The organism is Roseofilum sp. SBFL, from assembly GCF_017746885.1.
GTDB lineage: Bacteria > Cyanobacteriota > Cyanobacteriia > Cyanobacteriales > Desertifilaceae > Roseofilum.
Genome location: NZ_JAGHZH010000158.1, coordinates 1 through 25,459 on the forward strand (window position 1 = coordinate 1; position 25,459 = coordinate 25,459).

At 45.4% G+C, this 25,459-nt stretch carries 19 protein-coding genes; 11 read left to right on the plus strand and 8 right to left on the minus strand.

What is annotated here, in order from left to right; genetic code table 11:
- Positions 1 to 1,620, plus strand: a 1,620-nt coding sequence (locus J7545_RS16605) for a CHAT domain-containing protein (protein WP_318719883.1), incomplete at its 5' end; no start/stop codon positions are given.
- Between the two features lie 211 nt (positions 1,621 to 1,831).
- Here J7545_RS16605 and csaB read toward each other — a convergent pair.
- The 4 genes from csaB to pheS form a co-directional block, all read right to left on the minus strand.
- Complete coding sequence (gene csaB / locus J7545_RS16610) at positions 1,832 to 2,875, minus strand: polysaccharide pyruvyl transferase CsaB (protein WP_318699003.1); 1,044 nt, start codon at positions 2,873 to 2,875, stop codon at positions 1,832 to 1,834.
- Positions 2,876 to 3,149: 274 nt separating this feature from the next.
- Positions 3,150 to 4,613 carry a D-alanyl-D-alanine carboxypeptidase/D-alanyl-D-alanine-endopeptidase gene (dacB, locus tag J7545_RS16615; RefSeq protein WP_318699004.1) on the minus strand — a complete coding sequence of 488 codons (1,464 nt, stop codon included), beginning with the start codon at positions 4,611 to 4,613 and terminating at the stop codon, positions 3,150 to 3,152.
- 120 nt (positions 4,614 to 4,733) lie between these two features.
- A complete protein-coding gene (locus tag J7545_RS16620; protein ID WP_318699005.1) occupies positions 4,734 to 4,862 on the minus strand; it encodes a hypothetical protein in 129 nt (42 codons plus the stop codon).
- 53 nt (positions 4,863 to 4,915) lie between these two features.
- A complete protein-coding gene (gene pheS, locus J7545_RS16625; protein ID WP_318699006.1) occupies positions 4,916 to 5,908 on the minus strand; it encodes a phenylalanine--tRNA ligase subunit alpha in 993 nt (330 codons plus the stop codon).
- A gap of 87 nt (positions 5,909 to 5,995) precedes the next feature.
- Between pheS and J7545_RS16630 the strand changes: the two genes are divergently transcribed.
- The 4 genes from J7545_RS16630 (at position 5,996) to J7545_RS16645 (ending at position 11,672) form a co-directional block, all read left to right on the plus strand.
- A complete protein-coding gene (locus J7545_RS16630) occupies positions 5,996 to 6,373 on the plus strand; it encodes a hypothetical protein (RefSeq protein WP_318699007.1) in 378 nt (125 codons plus the stop codon).
- Positions 6,374 to 6,536: 163 nt separating this feature from the next.
- Positions 6,537 to 9,068, plus strand: coding sequence for an MASE1 domain-containing protein (locus J7545_RS16635; RefSeq protein ID WP_318699008.1), 2,532 nt, complete (start codon positions 6,537 to 6,539; stop codon positions 9,066 to 9,068).
- A 3-nt stretch (positions 9,069 to 9,071) separates the two neighbouring features.
- On the plus strand, positions 9,072 to 10,304 hold the full coding sequence (locus J7545_RS16640) for a response regulator (protein ID WP_318699009.1): 1,233 nt from the start codon (positions 9,072 to 9,074) through the stop codon (positions 10,302 to 10,304).
- A gap of 144 nt (positions 10,305 to 10,448) precedes the next feature.
- The gene (locus tag J7545_RS16645) at positions 10,449 to 11,672 is read left to right on the plus strand and encodes an RNA-guided endonuclease TnpB family protein (protein WP_318699010.1); all 1,224 of its coding nucleotides are present in this window, start codon (positions 10,449 to 10,451) and stop codon (positions 11,670 to 11,672) included.
- Positions 11,673 to 11,683: 11 nt separating this feature from the next.
- Here the strand turns inward: J7545_RS16645 and J7545_RS16650 are convergent, their stop codons facing one another.
- Complete coding sequence (locus J7545_RS16650) at positions 11,684 to 12,739, minus strand: hypothetical protein (protein ID WP_318699011.1); 1,056 nt, start codon at positions 12,737 to 12,739, stop codon at positions 11,684 to 11,686.
- 99 nt (positions 12,740 to 12,838) lie between these two features.
- Here J7545_RS16650 and J7545_RS16655 point away from each other — a divergent pair, with 99 nt between their 5' ends.
- Complete coding sequence (locus J7545_RS16655; protein ID WP_318699012.1) at positions 12,839 to 15,697, plus strand: CHAT domain-containing tetratricopeptide repeat protein; 2,859 nt, start codon at positions 12,839 to 12,841, stop codon at positions 15,695 to 15,697.
- Between the two features lie 103 nt (positions 15,698 to 15,800).
- Here J7545_RS16655 and J7545_RS16660 read toward each other — a convergent pair whose 3' ends face one another.
- From J7545_RS16660 to J7545_RS16670, 3 genes are all read right to left on the minus strand, one after another.
- Positions 15,801 to 17,387, minus strand: coding sequence for an NAD(P)H-quinone oxidoreductase subunit 4 (locus J7545_RS16660; protein ID WP_318699014.1), 1,587 nt, complete (start codon positions 17,385 to 17,387; stop codon positions 15,801 to 15,803).
- A 118-nt stretch (positions 17,388 to 17,505) separates the two neighbouring features.
- The gene (locus tag J7545_RS16665; RefSeq protein ID WP_318699015.1) at positions 17,506 to 19,539 is read right to left on the minus strand and encodes an NAD(P)H-quinone oxidoreductase subunit 5; all 2,034 of its coding nucleotides are present in this window, start codon (positions 19,537 to 19,539) and stop codon (positions 17,506 to 17,508) included.
- Positions 19,540 to 19,719: 180 nt separating this feature from the next.
- Positions 19,720 to 20,169 carry an SRPBCC family protein gene (locus J7545_RS16670; RefSeq protein WP_318699016.1) on the minus strand — a complete coding sequence of 150 codons (450 nt, stop codon included), beginning with the start codon at positions 20,167 to 20,169 and terminating at the stop codon, positions 19,720 to 19,722.
- A gap of 162 nt (positions 20,170 to 20,331) precedes the next feature.
- Between J7545_RS16670 and J7545_RS16675 the strand changes: the two genes are divergently transcribed.
- The 5 genes from J7545_RS16675 to J7545_RS16695 all read left to right on the plus strand — a co-directional run bounded on the left by J7545_RS16675 (position 20,332) and on the right by J7545_RS16695 (position 25,353).
- Positions 20,332 to 21,234: a UbiA family prenyltransferase gene (locus tag J7545_RS16675; protein WP_318699017.1), complete on the plus strand. Its 903-nt coding sequence runs from the start codon at positions 20,332 to 20,334 to the stop codon at positions 21,232 to 21,234.
- A 196-nt stretch (positions 21,235 to 21,430) separates the two neighbouring features.
- Positions 21,431 to 22,567, plus strand: a complete 1,137-nt coding sequence (locus J7545_RS16680; RefSeq protein ID WP_318699018.1) for a glycosyltransferase — start codon at positions 21,431 to 21,433, stop codon at positions 22,565 to 22,567.
- A 133-nt stretch (positions 22,568 to 22,700) separates the two neighbouring features.
- Positions 22,701 to 23,429 carry a sugar transferase gene (locus J7545_RS16685; protein ID WP_318699019.1) on the plus strand — a complete coding sequence of 243 codons (729 nt, stop codon included), beginning with the start codon at positions 22,701 to 22,703 and terminating at the stop codon, positions 23,427 to 23,429.
- 324 nt (positions 23,430 to 23,753) lie between these two features.
- A complete protein-coding gene (locus J7545_RS16690; RefSeq protein WP_413038991.1) occupies positions 23,754 to 24,875 on the plus strand; it encodes a PQQ-dependent sugar dehydrogenase in 1,122 nt (373 codons plus the stop codon).
- A 103-nt stretch (positions 24,876 to 24,978) separates the two neighbouring features.
- A complete protein-coding gene (locus J7545_RS16695) occupies positions 24,979 to 25,353 on the plus strand; it encodes a DUF3179 domain-containing (seleno)protein (protein ID WP_318719884.1) in 375 nt (124 codons plus the stop codon).
- The last annotated feature ends 106 nt before the right edge of the window (positions 25,354 to 25,459 follow it).

A 25,459-nucleotide genomic window follows, 5' to 3' on the forward strand; every position in this document is an offset into this window, starting at 1 on the left:
ACCCCAACGCCGACCCCAACGCCGACCCCAACGCCGACCCCAACGCCAACGCCAACCCCAACGCCAACCCCAGCACCAACTCCTGCACCAACCCCAGCACCAACCCCAACGCCGACCCCAGCACCAACCCCAGCAGCAACTCCTGCACCAACTCCTGCACCAACTCCTGCAGCAACTCCTGCAGCAACCCCAAACTCAGCATCAGGGGGTAGGGTAACAGTCAATGGTGGTAATCGTGAGATTACTATTCTCCAGAACCATAGTGATACGATTAATGGGATTAATCGAGCGATCGCCTCTACATCCAGTGAATCCTCCGATGATGTCTCTTCTTCAGTAACTATTGATTCTCAAGCAACGGAAACTGCTCTCGTCAGCCGGGGCAGTTTCCGGCGATTACTGGATGAAGGAAAATTACAGCAAGCGGTAGAAGTGGGCGATCGCCTCTTAAGCGAAGAATTTGCTGATTATCTCAATAAATCATTACCTCAACAGCAGTCTTCCTTTCCCCAGATCCAGAAGCAACTGGAAACCATGAGTGCGCAAACAGGTAAACTTTCTGCCTTACTGTACATGATTTCTGATTCGGAGCAACTGAATTTACTCTTAGTTCCACCCACTGGAGAACCGATTTATCACTCCATTCCTGAAGCATCTAATGCCACATTAATTGCAAAAATTAAAGCATTTCAAGCCGAAATTGCCGATCCCATTCGCCGTCGTACCACCAGTTATTTAGATGCTTCTCAACAGCTTTATCAATGGTTAATTGCGCCACTCGAATCTGAATTAGAAGCTCAGGGAATTAGTTCTTTATTATTAAGTTTAGATAGTGGTTTACGCAGCCTACCGATCGCCGCCTTGCATGATGGCGAACAATTTTTAGTAGAAAAATACCAATTTAGCTTAGTTCCCAGCTTGGGCTTAACCGATACCCGATATCAAAATCTGCAAAATACGCCTGTCCTAGCCATGGGAGCCTCTGAATTTAGCGATCAACCGCCCTTACCTGCTGTTCCTGTTGAACTGAGTACGATCTCTGAAAAACTGTGGCAAGGAGAAGCCTTTCTCAATCAAGAGTTAACGGTTGAAAACTTTAATCAACAACGAACACAATCTGACTATGGTATGATTCATTTAGCCACCCATGGTCAATTCAGATCCGGTAAAATTGAGGAGTCTTATATTCAATTTTGGGATCGTAAACTTAGACTCGATCAAATCACAGATTTAAACTTAACCGATCCTGCTGTGCAATTGCTGGTATTGAGTGCCTGTCGTACTGCATTAGGCGATCGCCAAGCAGAATTTGGTTTTGCCGGTTTAGCCGTTCAATCTGGAGTCCAATCAGCCTTAGCCAGTTTATGGTATGTCAGCGATCTAGGTGCATTAGCCTTAATGGCCGAATTTTACCATCACTTACAAACAGATCAAACAAAAGCTGGTGCTTTGCGTAGAGCGCAGAGTGCCCTATTGCGTAAAGAAGTACAGATTAAAGACGGCAAACTAATCGGCAATTTTGGCGAAATTGACCTACCTCCTGAACTCAATACTGGCATTCAACCCAATCTGATTCATCCCTATTATTGGTCAGGGTTTACCTTAATTGGTAATCCTTAATATGTAGCGCTGCGCGCTAGGGAATAGGGAATAGGAAATAGGTTATATAGCCTTTATCGAATTAGTGAGGTACATTAGAAGAGAGGAGTAAAAAACTGGTAAATGAAAGCATACTTTTTATTGTACCTCATCTATTTGAGAAACGCTATATTAGCTAGTTTTCAGTATTGAACCTTGTCCTAATTGACTCTTTCTCTGCTATAGAAGCGAATCAGTTGTTTAGAAGGGTTAGGTTTAAGATCTGTTGATGTTGCATAGTTTGGCTCCTGATCTCTTCAAGTTGTGCAGGGGTTAAGGGTTGACGATGAGCGTAAAAATCGATCCAAGTTTGGCTAATTTCGTGGGCGTTTTCTGGAAGCCGATCGAGTTCCCAACCGGGAAGATGCAGTTGTTCCATGAGTTGGGTGACTTTGGGATCGTAGCTGAGAGCAAAGCAGGGACATCCCACGGCAGCAGCCATAATGAGGCCGTGGAGTCTCATGGCGATCGCTATTTGCACTTGACTAAAGATACTTTTATACTGTTCTGGGCGATCGCCGATCCAAATTTGGCTCACCTTCGGGAGTGCTGCATGGAGTCTTTGGGCAATGCCTAAATCAGTCTTCGGTTGAAAGGGTAATAATAGGAGATAACTTTGGGTTTGCTTCTGTAGCTCAATCAACGCTTGAGTAAGGGTTTGTAGGCGATCTGGGGTGAGTTGGGGATGGGGACGCAACACCACCGCAATTCTGGGATGAGGTAGATTGCCCAACCCCTCAACGGGTGTAGGTTCCAAGGCCCAAACGGGATCGGGAGCCAGGGTGAAGGGAATATTCCAATCCGTTAACCGTTGCGCCGATTGGCGATCGCGCACACTAACTGCTGTACATCCACGGAAGAGCGATCGGGCCAATTGGCGAGTTAGAGCCGTCTTTAAGGGGCCGATCCCTTGTCCCCAAGCGAGGGTAATTTTGCCCATTCGTTGCGCTAAAGCCATGAGAGCAAAATAATAAAGGGGCGATCTCCAACTGGTAACATCTTGAATTAAGCTACCTCCTCCCCAGATAAAGGCATCCGCAGAGGTTACTGTGCTATACAGATCGGGAATCGAAGTGCGATCGCAGGTTTCCACCCCATACTGTTGCTCAGTTTCTGTACAGTTAGCCGATAGCACCACCGGAGTCACATTTCTAGGTAACATCTGCAATAGGGTAACTAACAGGGCTTCATCACCTGCATTTCCCTGGCCATAGTATCCACATAACACCACACGCATGATCAATTAAAAATTAAAAATAAATTTTGTCGGACGAATTTCGTAGGGGCAGCTTCTCCTAAGTTTAGCAGACAAAGCGATCGAATCTGTGAACCCGACCTCCACCCTGAGTCAACTAGAAACCGGGTTTCTTGCGTATCTTATCGTTGATTGTCTCAACTTGGATAGAAACCCAGTTTCTTCCCTGTCGAAGGGTTCGGAATAACCTGATAGAGACGGTATTGAAGATTTTTGAATCACGCAAACTCAAAAAAATCATTCAAAGCTATTTTATTCAACCACAATATTTCAACTGAGTCAAAAGTAAAACAATTTCATCAATAGCCGTTCTTACCTCTTGGGTTTTTAAATCAGATTGATTAACAATAATACTAAAAACCAAGGGTTCAAAATAGGGAGGTTGTATATATCCTGCCAAAGACACAACTCCACTTAATGCTCCTGTTTTTGCTTGTACATTTCCCTCAGCCAAGCTATTTCTAAAACGCCAACTTAATGTCCCACTTACACCAGCAATCGGTAAAGAATTTTGATAGAGATCTGCCCAAGGAGAATTCGCCATTATTCTGAGAGATTGCACCAAAGCTTCCGGACTGACTAAATTATGGCGAGATAATCCAGAACCATCATTTAACCTAAAACTATTGGCAGGAACTCCTAACCGTGCTAGGATTGCTCTTACCTCCTCCAAACTTTTTTCCAAAGTATCATTATTCGAGGAGTGATTAGAAATTGAATCACTTCTAGCCCCTAGTTGACGTAACAAAGCTTCTGCATAAACATTGTTACTTTCTTTATTCACTTCTTCTATTAATTCTCCCACCGTAGGAGACTCGACAAAAGCTAATTCTGTTAAGTTTAAATTTGAGGTTGTTGGAGATTGTTCAACTATTCGAGAAACCCGAATTCCTTCTGACTCTAAAACCTGACGAAATTTATTTAAAAAATTATCCACAGGTTCCACAACTGAGACATAAACAGGTTCCGATACTGAACCAACTTTGAGCTGTCCAGATATACGAATTATGGGTTGAGTAAAACTTCGCCCTACTTCTACAAATTCTTTTTCATGAGTTGCGACCGTGACAGAATTATTGTCTATTTGCCATTTGTTACTTTGCATTGGATCGATAAAAGTTACTTTTAAAGGTTGACCTAAACCTTGAGGAGACACAACTAGATCTATAGAATTTTGATTTAAAATTAGACTATTAATGGGTGCGCCATAACCCGCCTGAATATCTTCCCATTCCCAATTAGGATTAATAGCTGTTCCCTGAAAATAACTATTATCCGCAATGAGCTGATTGATATTTGTTATGCCCTGTTGTTTGAGTTGTTCCGCTAATTTCTTGAGTTCAGTTTCTGTTAAACTGGGATCGCCTCTGCCAACAACATATATATTTCTGTTTTTATCACCATAAATAGAAGTTCTAATCCTAAATTGAGGTCTTAATTTCTGTAATATTGCTGCGGTTGTTAATAGTTTGGCAGTAGAAGCAGGAATAAAATAATGCTGAAAATCTTGGTCGTAGATTCTATTTTTACTAGATAAAGTTTCGACTAAAATCCCCCACCGAGAACGACGAAATATTGGGCGATTTATTATCGTATTAATATCATTGCTGAGGTCGGCAGGACAATTTCTTGTCGTGGTTTCTTGACTTAGAGTAATTAATGGATTAAGAAATAATATAAGGAAAATAATTGTAATTGGTTTGAGGTGAAATTTAAACATTTGGTATTGATTAGAAAAAGAATAAGGAGTAGTAGTAAAAGTGTTGAATCTTTATACAGCATTTCTCAAATAGATTAGGTGCAATAACAGCTATGTGTAAAATAGTTATGAAAATCTTGCTCAGAAACTTGACTGGAGGCTTCTTCGATCAATGCATAAATTGGCATTGATGCGACAAAATGCATAGAACTGGCGATCGCCGATCGTTGATAAGGGAATGAGCAAAGACAGATCGATTAGCCATGACATCTGTTCAGATTTCTTCGATAGGCTAATCATCGGTTCCCTGACTCCTCAATCCCTTAAAACTGGCGTAAAAACCTCAGATCGCTACTGTAAAATCGGCGAATATCATCTATCTGATGCAACACCATCGCAAAGCGTTCAATACCAAAACCAGCCGCAAACCCCGTATACACCTCTGGATCGTAGCCTACTGCTTTTAATACATTGGGATCGACCATTCCACAGCCCAAGACCTCTAACCATTTCCCATTCCATTGCACATCGACTTCTGCCGACGGTTCCGTGAAGGGGAAATAACTGGCTCGGAAGCGGATATCGACCTCACCGAACATTTGGGTCAGGAATTCTTTCACGGTGCCTTTTAAGTCTGTAAACGTGAGTCCCTCATCCACTGCCAGTAACTCCATTTGGTGAAATACTGCCGCATGGGTTGCATCAACCGTATCGCGACGATAGCAGCGTCCAGGAGCCACAATGCGGATCGGAGGGTCATTCTTCTCCATGTAGCGAATTTGCACTGAGGAGGTATGGGTGCGGAGGAGATTACCATCGGGGAGATAGAAGGTATCTTGCATATCTCTAGCGGGATGGTCGGGGGGAGTATTGAGGGCTTCAAAATTATAGTAGTCGGTTTCCATTTCCGGGCCGGCTGCGACAGTATAGCCAAGTCCCACAAAGATATCGATCGCCCGATCAAACGTACTATTCAATGGATGAGTCCGCCCTTGGGGACGATAGACCCCAGGCATTGTCACATCTAGGGTTTCGGCTTCCAATTTGGCTTGAATTTGGGCTTGTTGCAGGGCACTCTTTTTGTCATCAAGGGCGGTAGAGAGAGCTAATTTCACCTCATTAGCCACTGCACCAATGCGGGGGCGATCGCTAGGATCTAATTTTCCCATGCCTCCCAACACTTTAGGCAACTGACCTTTTTTACCCAGATAAGCAATACGGAGTTCCTCAAGCTTCTGGAGATCCTCGCAGGTGGCGATCGCCTCCACTACGGCTTGCTTGAGGTCGGCTAATTGTTGTTCAAGGTCACTCAACATATAGATTCTAGGCGCTGGCAGGTCTGAAAAGAGCATAATGCCTTACCTGATGTTACCATTATTCCCGTTCTCCACTGCCAGATTCTTATGACGATTATCCTTACTTCCCAAGAGATCGCCCATTATCGCACGGAGTTAGCTGCCGATCCGGAAGCCTTGGAAGCCTTAGACCAAATTGAAGACTGTGAAGGAGATCTCGAAGATGCCGCCCTCTCCCTCGGCATTCAAGCTGGACAACAACCCGATCGCACAGACTGGTTATCTGGAGTCGCTAAACGCTGTCGTGTAATTTTATGCCAAGATCCTTGTCAGAGCTATTTTCAACAAAGACAACTTGCTGACGTAGTTCGTACACTCAAAACCGCCCAAGTCTGCTCATCCTTGCTCGTCACCCCTGTGGTGTTATATGTCGTAAAAACCGGGGTACAGACATTTTGTGAAGCTTTAAATTACAAACAAAATTAAATCTTTTTAGGGCAAGGGTTTCAGTTGTTTTTCAGCCTTCGACCTGATTCCCTTGCTCTGACTGGATTACAGGTGATTTTAGTCGAAAGATTGGTCTAAGTCCCGTTAAAACTTATGGTTTAATTAAAAATAAAAACTACCCGATCCAATCCATTCAACAATAATGTATTATCGTATACATAAAAATTGTAAAAAGTCCAGAAAACTTCATACCTTTATAGGTATTATCCTAGTTGCTCTAACCTATTGCATTTTTGTTTTAATCGCTCAACGGACAGCCGCAGTCTCTGATGATTTTACCTTGATTTGGCCCTCAGCCGGTGTGGCCACGGCGGCAGTTTATATCCTCGGCAATTGGATGGTTCTCGGAGTCTTTTTAGGGACATCCTTGACTGATATTGCATCTTGGATGTCAACCGGGAATATCCTTGCCTTTAAAAGTGCTATCTTATACTTTATTCTTTGGTCTGGAGTTGCACTAAACCCTTGGGTGGGTGTTTCATTATTGCGGAAAACCCTGAGAAATCGCCATCCCTTCTATCGAATCGCAGATGTTTTAAAATTTTTGACATTAGCGGGTATGTTGTCATCGATAGTGAGTACAACCCTAGGGGTAACGTCTCTCTATTGGCAACAAAAAGTACCGGGTGAGATTTATCGAGAAGTCTTTTTTTCCTGGTGGATGACCGAAGTTGCAGGTATATTTGTGGTCGCTCCATTGCTGCTATGTTTAGCCCATTCGATTGAGCTGAACCAACAGACCATCAAGAAATGGTTACAAATTCGCAATATTGCTCAGTTTAAAAGAGAAATCCGCCAACTTTTAGATCGGGGGAATTCTAGAGTAATTCTGGAAGGATTTATTTTATTTTTGTTAATTTCCTGGGTGAGTCACATCAGCTTTTGGGGAGGGTATCCCATTGAATATGTTCTGATTCCGTTGCTGGTATGGTGTGTGTTTCGTTTTGGACAACTGGCAACCACGTTTTTAATCGTTCTAGTTTCTGCAAATGCGGTTATGGGAACAGCGCAAGGGTTAGGTGTATTTGCACGAGCAAGTGCGAATGAATCCCTGATTTTATTACAATCGTTTATTACTGTCATTGTCTTTACGTTATTAGTCTTAATGGCAGCGATCGCCGAACGCACCCAAGCTGAAGAGCAACTGCACTCAGCCCTCGATCGCCTCGCTCAAACGAATGAAGTCCTAGAAGATCGGGTCAAAGAACGTACCGCCGAGCTAGAAGTAGCCAAGGAAAAAGCAGAAGTCGCAAACCAAGCCAAAAGCACGTTTATTGCCAACATGAGCCATGAATTACGCTCTCCCCTGAATGGGATTCTCGGATATGCCCAGATTCTGCAACGCGATCGCGAAACTGCTCCCAAACAAAAGGACGGACTAACCGTCATTTATCAATGTGGTTCCCATCTATTAACCCTAATTAACGATATCTTAGATCTATCTAAAATCGAAGCTCAAAAGCTAGAACTCTATCCTATCGATTTTAATTTTCACCAATTTCTGCAAAGTGTAGTAGACATTTGTCGCATTAGAGCTGAACAAAAAGAAATAGGGTTTCTCTATTACCCTTCTCCCTTCTTACCCCTAGCCGTTCATGCCGATGACAAACGTCTGCGTCAAGTGCTGATCAATCTCCTCGGCAATGCAGTTAAATTTACCGATCTCGGACAAGTCACGCTTACCGTCACGAGGACATCCGGAAGCGATTCGGGAACCTCCCAACCGATGCATCAGATTCGGTTTGAGATAGAAGATACGGGAGTAGGGATGAACCCCGAACAACTGGAAAAAATATTTCTGGCTTTTGAGCAAGTGGGAGATCGCACCCGTCAAGATGAAGGAACCGGATTGGGATTAGCCATTACCCGCCAACTGGTAGACATGATGGGAGGAACGATTCAAGTCGAAAGCACTCCCGGAAAAGGCAGTCGCTTCTGGTTTGATTTGGAACTTCCCGAAGCCCCTGAATTGCAAATTCTAGGGGAAACCCACCCCCCAATTTTTCCTTCTGGGTACTCTCTGCGCTCTGGAGAAGCCAATTCTCTCCCGCTAAAGCTGCTCATTGTAGACGATCGCCCAGAAAATCGCCTAGTCTTGCTCGATTGGCTGAAACCCCTTGGTTTTGCGATCGTTGAAGCTGAAAATGGTCAAGAAGGCTGGGAAAAAGCTCTAGAATCTCCACCAGACTTAATAATTACCGATCTAGCCATGCCAATTGTGGATGGTTTTCAAATGACCAAACAATTCCGAGCCTCCGCAACCTTAAGTCAAATTCCCATTATTGCCTCTTCTGCCAGTGTATTTAACTTCGATCGCCAACAAAGTCAAGCCGCTGGATGTGACAACTTTTTACCCAAACCCGTACAACCCGAAGAACTGTTCGAGCAATTACAGCAATACTTAAATATTGAATGGAAATATGACCAGCAAGACCCTATAAATACGACTGATGATGATGGAGATAATTGGAGTATACCGCCCTATCATGAACTGGTTGGCCTGCATAATGCAAGCCTCGAAGGCTATATCGCTGGGATTGAAGCAGAAGCAATACGGATTAAAACGTTATCCCCTGAATATCAGGCTTTTGCCGACTATATTTTACAATTAGCTAAAGATTTCGATGACGAAAAGATTTTAAAAATTCTCGACTCTTATCAATTGGATATTTAAATAATGACAACTTTGCCATCTTCCTCAATCTTAGTCGTTGATGATAATCCGACTAACCTGAAAATTTTATTTGAGGTTTTACAAGACTGTAATTATAAGGTGACCATTGCTAAAAATGGAGAAAATGCTCTCAGTAAAGCCCAGCGCAGTCAACCCGATCTAATCTTATTAGATGTCCTAATGCCAGGTATCGATGGGTTTGAAACCTGTCGTCGCCTTAAAGCTAATGAGCAGACCCGAAATATTCCTGTGATTTTCATGACTGCCCTTTCGGAAACCGTTAATAAAGTGAAAGGTTTGAAACTTGGAGCTGTTGATTATATTACCAAACCCTTCGATCATGACGAAGTTTTAGCCCGCATTCAAGTACATCTCGATCTCAAAGCAGCCCAACTGAAATTAATTCAAGAATTTGGGCAATCTACCTTGGGGCAATTAGTCGCGGGTATTGCCCATGAAATTAACAATCCTGTTAATTTTGTCTACGGTAACCTAGATTACGCAACTGAATATCATCAAGAAATCATGCATCTCTTAGAGTTGTATGAAAGACACTATCCCGATCCCCATCCTGAAATCAAGGAGTGGGGATCTCAAATTGATTTACCTTTTCTGAAAAAAGACTATTTTCAGTTATTAGATTCCATGAAAATAGGGGCAGAACGAATCAAAGGTTTGGTGATTTCCTTGCGGATATTTTCGAGGCTAGATCAATCAGAATACAAGCTTGCCAATTTGCACGAAGGGGTCGAAAGTATTTTTAATCTCGTTGAACACCGGTTACAAGAAAAACCGTATAGACCGGCGATTGAAGTGGTAAAAGATTATGCTGATTTACCTCTGATTCGCTGTTATCCGGCTCAACTCAATCAAGTGCTGATGAATCTATTAATTAATGGTATTGATGCCATTGATACTAAATGCTCCGTCGAGCCACAGGAGGAAGCAAAGAAGAGTAAAACACCGCAATTGAGGATTACAACCCGTCTTAAAGAGCAAGAGAATAGACGGTATGCCCAGATTCAGATTGCTGATAATGGGGTGGGGATTTCAGAGGCAGTACAGCAACGGATGTTTGAGCAATTTTTTACGACGAAAAAGATGGGTAAAGGAACGGGTTTAGGATTAGCGATCGCCCGTCAAATTATTGAAGAAAAACATCACGGTACGATCGCTTATTACTCAGAACTGGGGAAGGGCACAGAATTTACCCTCCTCATCCCCTATCCCGAGTAAGTTTAACTATACGCCGGGAAGTCCCCCGCTATAATCGCTTCGATTTAGCGGGGGATGAAAGGCGGGAAATTGGAGGAAGGGAAATTTCCCAATCTTCTTGACTCTTTTACTGTTTATAGTATAATTCAGTAAGGAAGACTTAAAATGATACACAAAGCAGTCAAAGTTCGACTTTATCCAACATCAGAACAACAAGTCATATTGTCTCAGCACTTTGGTTGTGCTAGATGGTGGTGGAACTATGCTTTGAATAAGTCAATCGAGACTTATAAGGAGACAGGCAAAAGTCTTGGCCAATCAGCTCTTAACGCTTTTTTACCCACACTCAAGAAAGAACAAGAAACTATATGGTTATCTGAATGCTATAGCCAAGTTTTGCAAGCAACAACACTCAACTTAATTACAGCCTACAAAAACTTTTTTGCCGGACGTGCTAAGTTTCCGCGTTACAAGTCAAAACATCGCCAGCAATCAATTCAGTATCCTCAAAACGTTAAAGTGCTTGATGGATTTATTCGGTTCCCGGGTAAAGTTGGCAAAGTTAAAGCTAAATTACATCGGAATATAGAAGGAGCAATCAAGACGGTAACAGTTAGTTTAGAGCCATCAGGTAAATACTTTGCTTCAATATTGACGGAAGCTGAAGGTGATAACCCAATAGTTTCAACTGACGGCCAAGTAATTGGGATTGACTTAGGACTAACTCATTTTGCTATTACAAGTAATGGCAGCAAGGTTTCTAAGTATGACAACCCTAGACATCTAGCTAAACATGAGAAAAACCTCAAACGTAAGCAGAAAAAGTTAGCCAAGAAAGAAAAAGGAAGTAATTCAAGGAATAAAGCTAAGAAGACTGTAGCTAAAGTGTACGAACGGGTAGCTAAATCCCGTCAAGATTTTCTACATAAGCTTTCCCGAAAGCTCGTCAATGAGAACCAAGTGGTCGTAGTAGAGAATCTTAATGTCAAAGGCATGGTACGCAATCACAATTTAGCTAAAGCAATATCTGATGCAGGATGGGGGACTTTCGTCAATTTCATCGCTTACAAGCTAGAGAAAAAAGGCGGTAAGTTGCTGGAAATTGATAGATGGTTTCCCAGCTCCAAACTCTGCTCTAACTGCTATCACCAGATTGATGAGTTGCCACTTGATATTAGAGAGTGGACTTGCCCCCACTGTGGCACTCGTCACGACCGTGATGGTAATGGGGCTACGAATATAAGAGCAGAAGGCATCAGAATGCTACAGACGGATGGAACAGCCGTCTCTGCTAACGGAGGGGAAGTAAGACCAAAGCGTGGACGCAAGTCTGTTCTGAGGCATTCCCCTGCGATGTTAGAAGCCCACACGCTTAGTCGCTTCGACTAAGTGTGGGTAGTTCACTCTCTGATATCCACATTCAAGAGATAGCGACGTTCGCGTACAGAGGGACCGCGCAGAACAATCCGGACGCGATCGCCAGAATGAACCCGAATTCTAAACTTACCGTCAGCATCCGTCGGCACTGCCCGATTATTCACATACACCAGATCCATCGGATCGGCTTGGGCAACAATCACAGCTCCATTCCCCGCAGGTGAGATACTCCGAATCCTCAACGTTGAGAGGGCTGGAGTGATTTCTTCTACAGTTGGAGGTTCACCTGGATTAATCACCGCATAAAATCCAGGATTGACCAAAACTTCTTGACCTTGACTGAAGACTCCCACAATACCATCAATAGTAGAAATGCCTGTTTTTCCATCTGGACCGACATTGACTCCAAAAGAGGTTCCTCGAACTCCGGCAACCCCGGCTGGAGTTCTCACCCGCACCGGTGCATTTTCCGTTGCCGTTGATTGGGCAATATTCAAAGGAATATCGAGGCTTTTTAATCCAGTAATTTGCTCCAAATTTTGTCCTAATAAACGATCCGGATTACTAACCCATGCGGCAATGGAAAATCGCGCTCGTCCTAGAGGAATATAAAATCCTGTAATCGGGGGATTTCCTCCTTCGAGGGTCTCGACTTGAAACGTGGTTTGTGGAGCTAATTCAACGACCCCAACTTGGCTATCAATGCGTAGTCTAGCCGTGGAATTTTTTCCAGTAACGATCCGATCTTCTGAAGTGAGTAACTGATCCCCCACACGAGCTGGCCGATCGTTAAACCAAACAGTTCCCTTAATTTCTTCAATCGTCACCGATCGCATTGTAGGGGCTTGCGCCACCGGAGAACTGATGGGGGAATTTAAAGCTTCTTCTCTTGCAGATAAATTGTGGTTATACTCTACAGTAGATTCAGGGTGCAACGTCACCGAAGTTCGATCGGTGGTTTCTACGGAACTGGCCGAGCTGTGTTGGGTCGATAACGCAGAACTCAGAACCGTCAAGAACACTCCCACTCTAAGCAGAGTAGGAAACATCTGAGGAATGTAGGAGTCAAACAGCTTCATTTTTTAATGGGGTGCTTTCAAGCAAAATTTGTTTGTTTGTTCAGCCTTCCCGATCCAAATCAGGATTGTTTTTCAGCATCAGATGGCAAGAACTGAAATATGAATTGGCAACCGCGTGTTCTTCGCTTATTGCGAATCAATTATTACTTACCCTTAACGGGTCTGCTTGTATGCACCCTTGGAGGAGGAATCGGGAAACCCTCGTTTCCTGTCGAGTCTAGCTACACTTTACCCTACTCCGATCGGATTACCCTGTTATCTGGGTTACCTACAGCCAAAAGGGTTAAGGCAGATTCTCCAGACTTGATTTTTCAACAGGCTCTGGAATTGTATCACAAAGGGACAGTCGTAGGGTTTGAACAAGCGATTCCCCTGCTAAAAAACGCCTACCAATTGTATCAAGAACAGGGCCAAGTGCAACAATTGGCGTTGAGTGGTTTACTTTTAGGGATTATTTATAAAAATTTAGGACAATTAGAGCCTTCTTTGGAGTATGTGCAACAGGCATTAGCATTTTATGAACAAAGTACCGATCCGGTGGGGATGGCGGATAGTTTGAACCAAATGGGTTTAATTTATCAAATCCAGGCGGATATGGATGCAGCACTCAACGCCTATAGTCTGGCTCTACAGCACTATCAACAGGTTGAAGATCGGGGGGGAGAAGCCTATACATTTAATAATATAGGCGTGGTTTACGATCGCCTCGGTCAATATCAGCAAGCCCTAGATTACTATAACCGCGCTCTACCCCTCTGGCGCGAAGTGGAAGATGGCTATGGGGAAGCGGCAACCTTGAATAATATCGGTATTATTTACGATCATTTGGGGGATTATGACCCATCTTTGCACGCTTATGAACAGGCATTGCTAACCTATCGCACTCTTGAGGATCGGTTGGGGATGGCACGGACATTGAATAATATTGGCTTGTATTATGATGCGGTCAAGTTACCCCAACAAGCACTGACCTATTACGAACGGGCGCTACCCTTGTGGGAGGAAGTCGGCGATCGCCCCGGTCAAGCGAGTACCCTCAATAATATGGGCTATGTGTGGGCAGATCGGGGTCAGTGGGAGAAATCCCTGGGTTATTATGAACAAGCGCTACCCTTGTGGGAGGAAGTCGGCGATCGCAAAGGAAAGGCAAGTACATTAAATAATCTGGGTTATGTCTATGCGAACCAAGGAAAACCGGACAAGGCGCTAGAGCAGTATCAACAAGCATTAAGCATTCGGCAAGAAATTGGCGATCGCCCCAAAGAAGCCCTGAGTTTGTATCGTATCGCTCAAGTGCAACAGGAACAAGGGGGGTTAGAAGAAGCACTCGAAACCCTGAAACCGGCGATCGCTATCATAGAAGATATGCGGATTAACGTTGCCAGTCAAGAGTTACGCACTAGCTTTTTTGCCTCCAAACAGGACTATTACGAATTTTACATCGATTTACTGATGCAACTGCACCAGAAATCGCCCCAACACGGCTATGATGCCCAAGCCTTGCAAGTGAGCGAACAATCTAGAGCCAGGTCATTGTTAGATATTCTGGCAGAAGCCCAAGGAGATGTGAGTGCGGGCGTTAATCCCACTCTCCTCGAGCAGAAAAAAAGCCTACAAAAACAACTGAGTCTTCAAGAAGAGCGCCGAATTCAGATCCTCAGTCGCTCCCATACTGAACGGGAAGCCCAGGTGATTGAAGAAAAAATTAAAACGCTTCTCGATCAATACCGAGCCGTACAAGCCCTGATTCGGGTCTCTAGTCCCCGCTACGCCGCCCTCACCCAACCCGAACCCCTCACCCTAGAGGAGATCCAAACCCAGGTTCTAGACGAGGATACCTTGCTCTTAGAATACTTTTTGGGCAAGGAGCGCAGCACCTTATGGCTCGTCAGTTCTACGGAGATTAAGAGCTATGAATTGCCTGGACGAGAAACTATAGAACAGAGTGCCCGTAAGTTTCGAGATGCTCTGACGATTCCCACCCAAAGGATACGTCGTAATGTGATGGAAGCCACCGCTATCCAGCTCAGTGAGCAGATTTTAGGGCCAGTAGCCGAGGAGTTGGGGAATAAGCGATTGGCGATCGCCGGTCATGGAGCCTTACAATATGTGCCTTTTGCGGCTCTTGCTGTTCCGGGTCTACAGGAATATAAGCCCCTAATTGCCAATCACGAACTGGTTAATCTTCCCTCTGCGTCTACAGTAGCGATTTTGCGACGGGAAACCCAAGGACGCAAACCTGCCCCCAAAACTCTAGCTGTGCTTGCCGATCCCGTGTTTGGGCAAAATGATGGACGAGTGAGCACCAGGGGAACCAGCAAAGCACAACCCCTACCGCCAGATTTGGAGCGATCGGCTAGGGAATCAGGTGTTTTATTTGACCGATTACCTTACACTCACCAGGAAGCCGAAAGTATTTTAGCCCTCGTTCCTGCTCCAGAGCGTCTTGAAGGCTTTGGATTTAGTGCCAGTCGAAAATTAGCGACCAGTGACGAACTCTCCCAATATCAGATTATCCACTTTGCCACCCACGGCTTAATGAATAGCACAAACCCTGCCCTATCTGGGCTAGTTTTTTCCTTAGTCAATGCTGATGGTGAACCCTTAAATGGTTTCTTAAGACTCCATGAGATTTTCAACTTAAACCTACCCAGTGAGTTGGTGGTTTTAAGTGCCTGTGAAACCGGTTTAGGACAAAACATTAAAGGAGAAGGTTTAATTGGCTTAACCCGAGGATTTATGTATGCAGGAGCGCCCCGTTTAGTTGTCAGTTTGTGGAGTGTAGATGACCAAGCTACCGCCAAATTAATGATTGATTTTTACCAGACTTTATTGGCAGAAGGAAAATCCCCGAGTCAGGCATTGCAGGAAGCCCAATTAAAAATGTGGGAAACGTCCCAATGGTGGCAACCCTATTATTGGGCAGCGTTTACATTGCAGGGAGAATGGCATCATTGATGAAAGCGATCGGCAATCCTGCTCAAGGAGCGATACAAAACTGGTAGGGGCGTTTCATGTGAAACGCCCCTACATTGAATCCTTTGGGTAATTCAGTTGAATTTTAAATCTGAGGAGCCGTCATCCCTTGAGCTAGGTGACCGGGAACCCCTTCAAATGCCACAGATGAAGATTCCACTAAGGTGGGGACAGCATTACGTAATCTGGCTGTATATTCTACCGTCGTTGGATCGTAAATCTGGGTGACAATTTTCGGATAGAGTCCGATACCAATAATGGGAACCAGCAAGCAGGCAATGATAAATACCTCGCGAGGTTCCGAATCGACTAATACCTCATGCTCGACTAATTCCTTATTTTCAGGGCCATAGCAGATTTCCCGCAGCATGGACAGCAGATAAATCGGAGTCAAAATTACACCGACAGCGGCGAGGAAAACGACGAGAACTTTAAACGTGGAACTGTAGGCATCACTGGTACTAAAGCCGATAAAGATGGTTAACTCAGCTACAAAGCCACTCATACCGGGAAGGGCTAAAGAAGCCATGGAGCAAGCTGTCCACATGGCAAACATCTTCCGCATCTTTTGACCGACTCCGCCCATTTCATCCAACATGAGGGTATGGGTGCGGTCATAGGTTGCCCCTACGAGGAAGAAGAGACTCGCTCCAATTAAGCCGTGGGAGATCATTTGTAGCATTGCACCGCTCAGTCCTAGGTTGGTAAACGAACCTAAGCCAATGAGAACAAACCCCATGTGGGAGATGGAAGAGTAGGCAATTTTGCGCTTCAGGTTGCGTTGGGCAAAGGAGGTGAGGGCAGCATAGACGATATTGACAACCCCTAGAATGACCAAAATAGGAGCAAAGACGGCGTGAGCATCGGGTAACATGCCGGCATTCATGCGAATAAGGGCGTAGCCTCCCATTTTCAAGAGGATACCAGCCAGTAACATATGTACGGGAGCTGTGGCTTCACCGTGAGCATCCGGTAGCCAGGTATGGAGGGGGAAAACGGGAAGTTTAACGGCGTAGGCAATGAAGAGGCCAGCATAGAGGAATAGTTCTAAGTTTAGGGCATAGTCCTTATTGGCGATCGCCTGCATATCAAACGTAACGGTATCCCCATAAAACGCCATCGCCAAGGCCACCAGAAGAATAAACAGGGAGCCCCCTGCGGTATAGAGAATAAACTTGGTGGCTGCATAGAGCCGTTTTTTACCGCCCCAAATAGAGAGCAACAGGTAAACCGGGATTAACTCTAATTCCCACACCAGGAAAAAGAGCAACATATCCTGAACCGCAAATACGGCAATTTGTCCGCCGTACATAGCCAACATCAGGAAGTAGAAGAGCTTGGGCTTCATGGACACCGGCCAAGCTGCTAACATGGCTAAGGTGGTAATAAAGCCAGTGAGAATAATCAGGGGCATAGATAGACCATCTGCACCCACTGACCAATTGAGGTCAATTTGAGGAACCCAGGCATATTTTTCCACTAACTGTAAGCCTGGCTCATTTAAGTCATAGCCTGTGCAGAAGGCATAGATAATGAATGCAAAGTCAATCAGTCCAACAATCAGAGAGTACCAGCGTACTGTTTTCCCCTCCTCGTCTGGGATAATTGGCAGCAGTAGAGAAGCCAAAATGGGAAACAGAATAATGATGGTTAACCAAGGTAAATCAGTCATAAGTGCTTAGTAGATAGGGGCATGGAGGAATAGGGAAATGGGGGGATAGGGGGATGGGGGAATAGGCGAGAACGTTGAGTTTTAACCGATTACCCATGACCTATTACCCATTACCTCATTAACTAATTCCAGAGAAAATGACTAATCCCAAAACTGCGCCAAAGACAATGAGAGCATAGAATTGGGCGCGACCATTTTCTAGATATTTGAGACCTTCACCGGTAATTAGGGTAACAAACCCGGTTAGGTTCACCGCACCATCGACGACTCGGAAATCAACTTCCATCACCTGTCTGGCAACCCGGCGCATTCCCATTACAAAGACGGAATCGTAGATCTCGTCAAAATACCATTTGTTCAGAGACAACTGATACAACGGTTGGATGGATTTGGCGATCGCCCCTGGATCGATTTGACGACTCAGATACATCAATGATGCGAGGGTAATGCCGATTAAACCTACGCCGACAGAGCTTCCTGCCATGGGCAAAAATTCTGACCATTCAAACTCGGCTGCGGCTTCGGCAATGTCGAAGGTTTCACCGGGAGCATGGATAAAGGCTTCAAAATAGTTGGCAAAGGGAGTACCCACTAAACCAATCAAGACTGAGGGAATAGCCAGCGTCATCAGGGCAAAGGTCATGGAGAGGGGAGACTCATGGGGACTACTTGCATGATGATGATCGTGCCCATGATCGTCATGGCGATCGTGACCTACATCACCGGCTACCCCCGCAGATTCACGAACCAGTTGCCGAATAGCTTCATCATTGCCCTTAAATTCTCCTTCAAACGTGGAGAAATACATGCGGAACATATAGAATGCGGTAATTCCAGCCGTGCCCCAACCAATCGCCCATAATGCCGGATTAGCGGCAAACGCATTACCGAGAATTTCATCTTTTGACCAGAATCCAGCAAAGGGAGGAATCCCACAAATGGCCAGAGTTCCAATTAAAAAGGTGGTTGAGGTAATGGGCATATATTTACGCAAACCCCCCATTAAACGCATATCTTGGGCTAAAACAGGGTCATGACCAACTACGCCTTCCATGCCATGAATCACGGAACCCGAACCCAGGAAGAGCATGGCTTTAAAGTAAGCATGGGTCATCAGGTGGAATAAACCGGCGCTGTAGGCTCCAATGCCCATAGCCATAATCATGTAGCCCAGTTGGGAAACTGTGGAATAGGCTAATCCTTTCTTAATATCATTTTGGGTAATGGCAATAGTCGCGCCCAAGAAAGCGGTAAAAGCTCCCGTCCAGGCAATCACATCCATGGCGACGGGGGTATGCTCGAAGACGGGATACATGCGAGCGACTAAGAATACTCCAGCCGCTACCATGGTGGCAGCATGGATGAGGGCAGAAATAGGGGTGGGGCCTTCCATCGCGTCAGGAAGCCACACATGGAGCGGGAACTGGGCTGATTTAGCTACGGGGCCTAAAAAGACCAAAATGGCGAATAAACCGGCCAGAGCGCTGGAAATTACTCCATCTGAGACTAAATCGGCGAGGTTCTCACCCATCGCTTCAAACTCGAAGCTCCCAGTAGCCCAGTAGAGGCCGAGGATACCGAGTAGGAGGCCAAAGTCACCGACACGGTTAACAACAAAAGCTTTTTGACAGGCTTCGGCGGCGGCGGGGCGATCGTACCAAAACCCAATCAGCAGGTAGGAACACATCCCTACCAATTCCCAAAACACATAAACTTGCAGCAGGTTGGGACTCACGACTAAACCCAACATGGATGAGCTAAACAGGCTCAGATAGGAATAGAAGCGCACATATCCTGGATCGTGGGACATATAGCCATCGGTGTAGATCATCACCAAAAAAGCCACAGTCGTGACGATCGCCAACATCACTGAAGTTAGAGGATCGATCACATAGCCCATCGTGAGATTAAAATCTCCAGCCGATGCCCAGTCTAAGGTGTAGGTATAGACTTCATGACCTTGAATTTGACTATACAATAGGGCAAAGGAATACACCATGGCAGCCCCTAACAGGGATACAATTACCACAGCGTTGATTTGCCGTAAACCATTCGTTGCTTTGTTGAAAGATATTAAACCCAGGCCAACCAGCATCGCCCCCAATAGGGGCAGCACGGGGATTAACCAGGCATATTCATAGAGGTATTCCATTGAAAATCAGCCTATCTGAAAATGTCCTATTTTCTGGTTGAAAACCGTTCATTATTGTGGCACACCCCTTGCCGGGTTGGAACTAAAGATTCTTTTAAGAATGGGTATGGGGGATCGAGGGATAGGGGGATAGGGGGATGCGGAGACGCGGAGACGCGGAGATTGCTTATTCCCTATTCCCTATTCCCTATTTGATTCAGCTACTTGCTGGAGGCGGCGCAGTTGAGCTTTCATGTCTTCTTGTGTCCAAGTAGCGGCGAAGGTTTTAAAGCCAAATTGGATCAGAGGATTGGGAATTTCAAACTCGAAGCGGTTAATCAGATGGGTTCCGGAGTCTGTCGGTTGGCATTCCCAGCGATCGCATCCTTGAAAAAATCCTTCAAATTGCCACACCACTAAGCCAGGTTTTCGCTCAATCACGGTACTCTGGAGCGTCGGTTGGATGAGGGGAATTTTAATCATAAATCGGGATTGACTGCCCATTTCTGTACTCCACATGCCCACCGGTTGGCACTCTAACAGGGGATTGAGCCATTGGTGCATCAAGTCTAATTGGGTAAAACAGCGCTCTACTGTCGTTAGATTGGCTTGAATTTCAATCGATTGCTCGAAAACTTGGCGTGATGACATTGTCAGAGTTCAGAATAGCGATCGCTGGGGGTTGATTTTAGCAATCAAGTCTTGCCCACTCAGTACAATATACAATCTTAAGAGCGTAGCCAAAGAAAGAAACGTCCTTCTCCCAAGGGAGAGGGCTAGAGCGAGAATATTTCAAGATTTTAATTGCAAACTATGCTTAATCGATGGTGGACGTATCAGAAAGAACGGTTTCCGATCGCAGCCAATGGACTGTTAATTGGAGTGTTTAGTTTTTCCGCAGTTAGCTATTCAGCGCTGCTGCGGGGAGGGGTTCCCAGTTGGGATTCTAGTGTAGTAGCTTTTGCGATCGCTTTTTTGTTCTTCTTGCAGTTGCGAATTGCCGATGAGTTTAAGGACTATGAAGAGGATTGCCGATTTCGCCCCTATCGCCCAGTTCCCAGGGGTTTAGTTAGTTTGCGCGAATTGGGGATTTTGGGCGCTTTCACGGCCATTATACAAGGGGTTTTGGCACTCTATTTGGGGGGATTAACCCTAGGATTATTCCTGATTGGAGTTTGGCTATATTTGGGGTTGATGAGTCAAGAATTTTTTATCCGTGATTGGCTTAAGGCTCATCCCCTCATTTATTTGATTAGCCACATGATGATTATGCCCTTAATTTATGGCTTGGCAACCGCGTGTGATTGGCAGGTAACAACTGGGGTGATGCCTAGCGGTTTAGGATGGTTTTTGGCGGTTAGTTTTTTCAACGGTGTGGTGATTGAAATTGGGCGTAAAATTCGATCGCCCAAGGATGAGGAAGCCGGTGTAGACACTTACAGTTACTTGTGGGGACGCAAATGGGCGGTTTTCGTCTGGTTAGTCGTTTGTACGATTATGGCAGTTCTGAGTGCGATCGCCGCGAACTTAGTTGGGTTTGGCTTACCCCTGGCGATCGCAACTGGGCTAATGTTGGGAATTTCTGGGACACTTGCCCATCGTTTTTTACGCTCTCCACTCCCCAATTCTGGTAAGCGCTTTGAATACCTTTCTGCTATCTGGACGCTCTTAGTTTATCTCAGTTTAGGCATTATCCCCTTACTAATTTCACCTTAACTCCTTACAAAGGCCAAGCAATATATAGTGAATTGTGTAAATCATCTTCTGGTTCCCAATTCATAATCTTGACGTACACCAACGCCAGTTTTCCCTACTATGCTATATGGGCTTAAGACCTTACTAACCTAAACCACTTTAGCTGTTTAGCAATGTCTATTGTCTATTGCCTGTTGCCTGTTCCCTTTCCTTCAACATGCCCGAACTCAAATATGCCCTTGTCCATGAATGGTTAACCCCCTTAGCCACGGGGGGATCTGAACTTGTTGTTAAAGAAATTCTCAAACATATTGACGCGGATCTGTATGCTCTGATTGATTTTGAATCCACGAACCCGGAAAGTTATCTCTATCAACGCCAAATTGGAACCACATTTTTACAACACTTTCCCTTGGCGCGTCGAGGCGTACAAAATTATTTACCCCTGCTTCCTCTGGCGATCGAGCAACTGGATTTAGGAGACTATGATGTTATCCTTTCTTCCTCCCATGCAGTTGCCAAAGGTGTCCTTACCCGCCCCGAACAATTGCACCTGTGCTATTGCCATACCCCCATGCGCTACGCCTGGGATTTAACCTTTGACTATCTGAAGCAAAGTAAACTGGGGCGGGGTATACCGGGTTGGGCGAGTCGCTATATCCTCCACAAAATGAGGCTATGGGACGTGATCTCTGCCAATCGGGTAGATCAGTTCATTGCGAATTCCAAGTACACTGCACGGCGAATTTGGCGGTGCTATCGCCGTAAAGCGGAAGTGATTTACCCTCCTATCGATATCGATCGCTTTCCATTTCAAGTCCAAAAACAGGATTTTTATGTCACCGTCTGCCGTCTGGTGAGCTACAAACAAGTACGGTTGATGGTGGATGCCTTTAACCAGTTGGGTCAGAATCTAGTGGTTATTGGTACCGGACCTCAACGGGAGGAACTTGAGGAAATAGCCAAACCCAATATTCAGTTTCTCGGTTTTCAACTCAATGAGGTAGTGAATAAATATATGAGTGAAGCGAAAGCCTTCGTTTATGCTGCTTGTGAAGATTTTGGCATGGCTATTGTCGAAGCTCAAGCCTGTGGGACTCCTGTGATTGCTTATGGAAAGGGAGGCGCTTTAGAAACCGTCCGCGATCGCCGGGTTAACCCAGAGGGCGCAACCGGATTATTATTTCCCGAGCAAACCCCAGAATCGTTGATCGAAGCCGTTGAGATTTTTGAGCGATCGCCCTTTAACCCCGAACAAATTCATCACCATTCTACCCAGTTTCACCCCAAAGTCTTTGAAGAGCGTTATAGTGATCTACTCAAACGCGCTTATCAAGACTTACAACAGTTCTGATGAGCAGTTCTCATGGGCAACATTTGCCCGGCCCCGATCCCTCACCTCAGAATAATTAGAATCAAATTCTTCTGATTCGGGGTCAGTGGCTTTATGATGATTAGGTGTGTGTGGTGTGAAATAGAGGAGTACGATGACTGCTGAGAGTCAATTCATCTCTGGCAAGACTGCTCGGATCTATGTCAAGCACGGATTTCGTCCCCAACGATTCAGAGCTAGGCATCAAGGTCTATCCATCAGTCTCAACGGAGCGTTTTTCAAACGGGCCTTCGATATTTTATTTTCGCTGGCTGTTCTGATTCTGTTTTCCCCGGTTTACATGGTGTTGACCCTGTTGATTATACTGAGTTCTCAAGGCTCTGTTTTTTATATCCAGGAACGAGTAGGGAAAGATTACAGACTGTTCAAATGTATTAAATTTAGAACGATGATTCCCAATGCGGATCGAGTCCTCTCCGAGATGATGGCGGCTTCTCCCCAGATGCGCGAAGAGTTTGAGCAGAACTTTAAGTTAAAACACGATCCGCGTATAACCTGGATTGGTAAGTTTCTCAGAGTCACGAGCTTGGATGAGTTTCCCCAATTCTGGAATGTGTTGAAGGGAGATATGAGCGTGGTTGGCCCCCGTCCCCTGGTTCCCGAAGAACTGCACAAGTATGGTAAACATATTGACAAGGTTTTAACCATCAAACCGGGAATTACAGGGCTATGGCAGGTATCAGGACGCAACGATATTCCCTACCCTCGGAGAATTCAAATTGACCTGTATTATGTGAATTTCAAGAACTTTTGGATGGATCTCTGGATTGTGATTAAGACTATTGGAGTGGTCATTTTTCCCAAAGGAAATGGAGCTTACTAACCTAGGCTAGATCCACAACAAATGGATAACACTCAGGGGGTTCGGGCTTTGCCTGGACTCCCAGTTTAGTTAGAGTCATTAAATGGGTATTTAAGTAGGTGAAGTAAATTACAGAACTAGAGGAAGAAAGCAGGAGCCGCTGGAGGGGAAATTATGTCAACAGCCATCAGAATAAATGCCTATACTCTCGTTGCCGCAGGATGGGCGATCGCCGTCTTAGGAGTAACCGGGTGTACGACGCAAGTTCAATCTGAACCTCCAACTACAATTCCAATTGAGGAGTCCGCTATCGAGGAAAGCTCTCCTGCCCAGTCACAAGCCGAAATGGTATCTGCCAACCCTAACCCTGATTTTCAGAGTGTAACAGTAGTAGACAATCTAGAGCATCCATGGGGTCTGACCTGGCTGCCGGATGGTTCCATTCTGATTACCGAGCGATCGGGGCAACTGCGCATTGTCCGAGATGGACTCCTCGATCCAACGCCGATTGCTGGAGTCCCCGAAGTTTTTGCACAGAACCAAGGCGGCCTTCTAGATATCGCCTTGCATCCGGGCTTTGCAGAAAACCGCCTGGTTTACTTCACCTATGCTCATGGAACCAGTTCAGCCAACCGAACTCGCATTGCCAGAGCCACCTTTGATGGGAGTTCCTTGAGCAATTGGCAGGTCATTTTTGAAGTATCCCAAACCAAACCTAGAGGACAACACTTCGGATCTCGTCTACTATGGTTGCCCGACGGTACGCTGTTAGCGTCCATTGGCGATGGAGGTAATCCTCCTGTGGAACTTGAGGGGCAATTCATCCGCCAACAAGCCCAGAATCTCGGCAGTCATCTGGGTAAGATTATCCGCATCAATGATGATGGCTCCATCCCATCTGACAACCCTTTTGTCAACAATCCGAATGCAGCACCAGAAGTTTGGAGCTACGGGCATCGTAACATCCAAGGATTGGCTCTCGATGCGATCGCCAATCGGGTTTGGGTAACCGAGCATGGCGCTCGCGGAGGAGATGAGGTGAATTGGGTGGAAGCGGGTGACAATTATGGTTGGCCGGTGGCAACCCATAGTCGGGAATATTCTGGCGGGCTGATTTCTCCAGAAACCTCCCTTCCAGGCATGGTCGATCCTAAAGTCATCTGGACTCCCTCCATTGCTCCGTCTGGGCTGGCGGTTTATGGGGGGATGCTCTTCCCTGAGTGGCAAGGTAATCTGTTTGCTGGGGGTTTGGTTTCTCAAGATATTCGCCGTATCGAGCTAGACGAGTCGGGCAATGTGTTAAACGAAGAGTCGATCGCGATCGGTCAACGAGTACGTGATGTACGAGAAGGCCCGGATGGGATGTTATATGTGCTGACAGACGCATCAAACGGCCAGCTCATCCGCCTAGAACCAGTTGACCGCTCACTTTTGCAGCCAGCAATCCTATCAACTATTACCCCTTAATATCAAATCTCTTAGCGATCGCTTTTGTTATGTTGTATTCAGGGTTTTCTCACCTAGAAACGAGAAACTAAAGGCAGCTTGAGCCAATTATTGAGAAGTTGCTATGAATCGGATAACTAAGATTTTACTGACTACGGGGAGTATAATCGCGATCGCTGGTGGCTCTCTCGTTGTTCATGCTGGAGGATGGGATAACTTTAAGCTGCGTTATTTTCATCTCACCAGCCACCTCAACGAGCAAAACCAAGAACTGAAAGACATTCGCAAACAAGGAACGAAACTAGAAGAATCCAGCCGCATTACGTTAAGCGATCTGCTCAACGGAGGACCGCCCAAAGACGGAATTCCCAGTATTGATAATCCACAGTTCGATACCTCCCAAACCACACCATTTAAGGGTGAAGAAACCGTTATTGGTGTGGTGATTAATGGAGAAGCTAAAGCTTACAGCGCTTTGCGCTGTTATGATGGACAGTAACAACAATGAGTAAACCAGTTTTTTAACGGTTCAGGATTAATCAACTTTATAGCTACGGATAGGAGGATATCAATCATAGCACTGGTAGTAGGAGCAAAACCTAAGA

Coding starts and splice junctions, on each gene's coding strand:
- dacB (WP_318699004.1), bottom strand. CDS start 4,613: ATGTTTAAATTTCACCTCAAACCAATTACAATTATTTTCCTTATATTA.
- J7545_RS16695 (WP_318719884.1), top strand. CDS start 24,979: ATGAATCGGATAACTAAGATTTTACTGACTACGGGGAGTATAATCGCG.
- J7545_RS16655 (WP_318699012.1), top strand. CDS start 12,839: ATGAATTGGCAACCGCGTGTTCTTCGCTTATTGCGAATCAATTATTAC.
- J7545_RS16660 (WP_318699014.1), bottom strand. CDS start 17,387: ATGACTGATTTACCTTGGTTAACCATCATTATTCTGTTTCCCATTTTG.
- J7545_RS16675 (WP_318699017.1), top strand. CDS start 20,332: ATGCTTAATCGATGGTGGACGTATCAGAAAGAACGGTTTCCGATCGCA.
- J7545_RS16635 (WP_318699008.1), top strand. CDS start 6,537: ATGTATTATCGTATACATAAAAATTGTAAAAAGTCCAGAAAACTTCAT.
- J7545_RS16620 (WP_318699005.1), bottom strand. CDS start 4,862: ATGTCATGGCTAATCGATCTGTCTTTGCTCATTCCCTTATCAACGATC.
- J7545_RS16685 (WP_318699019.1), top strand. CDS start 22,701: ATGACTGCTGAGAGTCAATTCATCTCTGGCAAGACTGCTCGGATCTAT.
- J7545_RS16630 (WP_318699007.1), top strand. CDS start 5,996: ATGACGATTATCCTTACTTCCCAAGAGATCGCCCATTATCGCACGGAG.
- J7545_RS16650 (WP_318699011.1), bottom strand. CDS start 12,739: ATGAAGCTGTTTGACTCCTACATTCCTCAGATGTTTCCTACTCTGCTT.
- csaB (WP_318699003.1), bottom strand. CDS start 2,875: ATGCGTGTGGTGTTATGTGGATACTATGGCCAGGGAAATGCAGGTGAT.
- J7545_RS16670 (WP_318699016.1), bottom strand. CDS start 20,169: ATGTCATCACGCCAAGTTTTCGAGCAATCGATTGAAATTCAAGCCAAT.
- J7545_RS16640 (WP_318699009.1), top strand. CDS start 9,072: ATGACAACTTTGCCATCTTCCTCAATCTTAGTCGTTGATGATAATCCG.
- pheS (WP_318699006.1), bottom strand. CDS start 5,908: ATGTTGAGTGACCTTGAACAACAATTAGCCGACCTCAAGCAAGCCGTA.
- J7545_RS16690 (WP_413038991.1), top strand. CDS start 23,754: ATGGTATCTGCCAACCCTAACCCTGATTTTCAGAGTGTAACAGTAGTA.
- J7545_RS16665 (WP_318699015.1), bottom strand. CDS start 19,539: ATGGAATACCTCTATGAATATGCCTGGTTAATCCCCGTGCTGCCCCTA.
- J7545_RS16680 (WP_318699018.1), top strand. CDS start 21,431: ATGCCCGAACTCAAATATGCCCTTGTCCATGAATGGTTAACCCCCTTA.
- J7545_RS16645 (WP_318699010.1), top strand. CDS start 10,449: ATGATACACAAAGCAGTCAAAGTTCGACTTTATCCAACATCAGAACAA.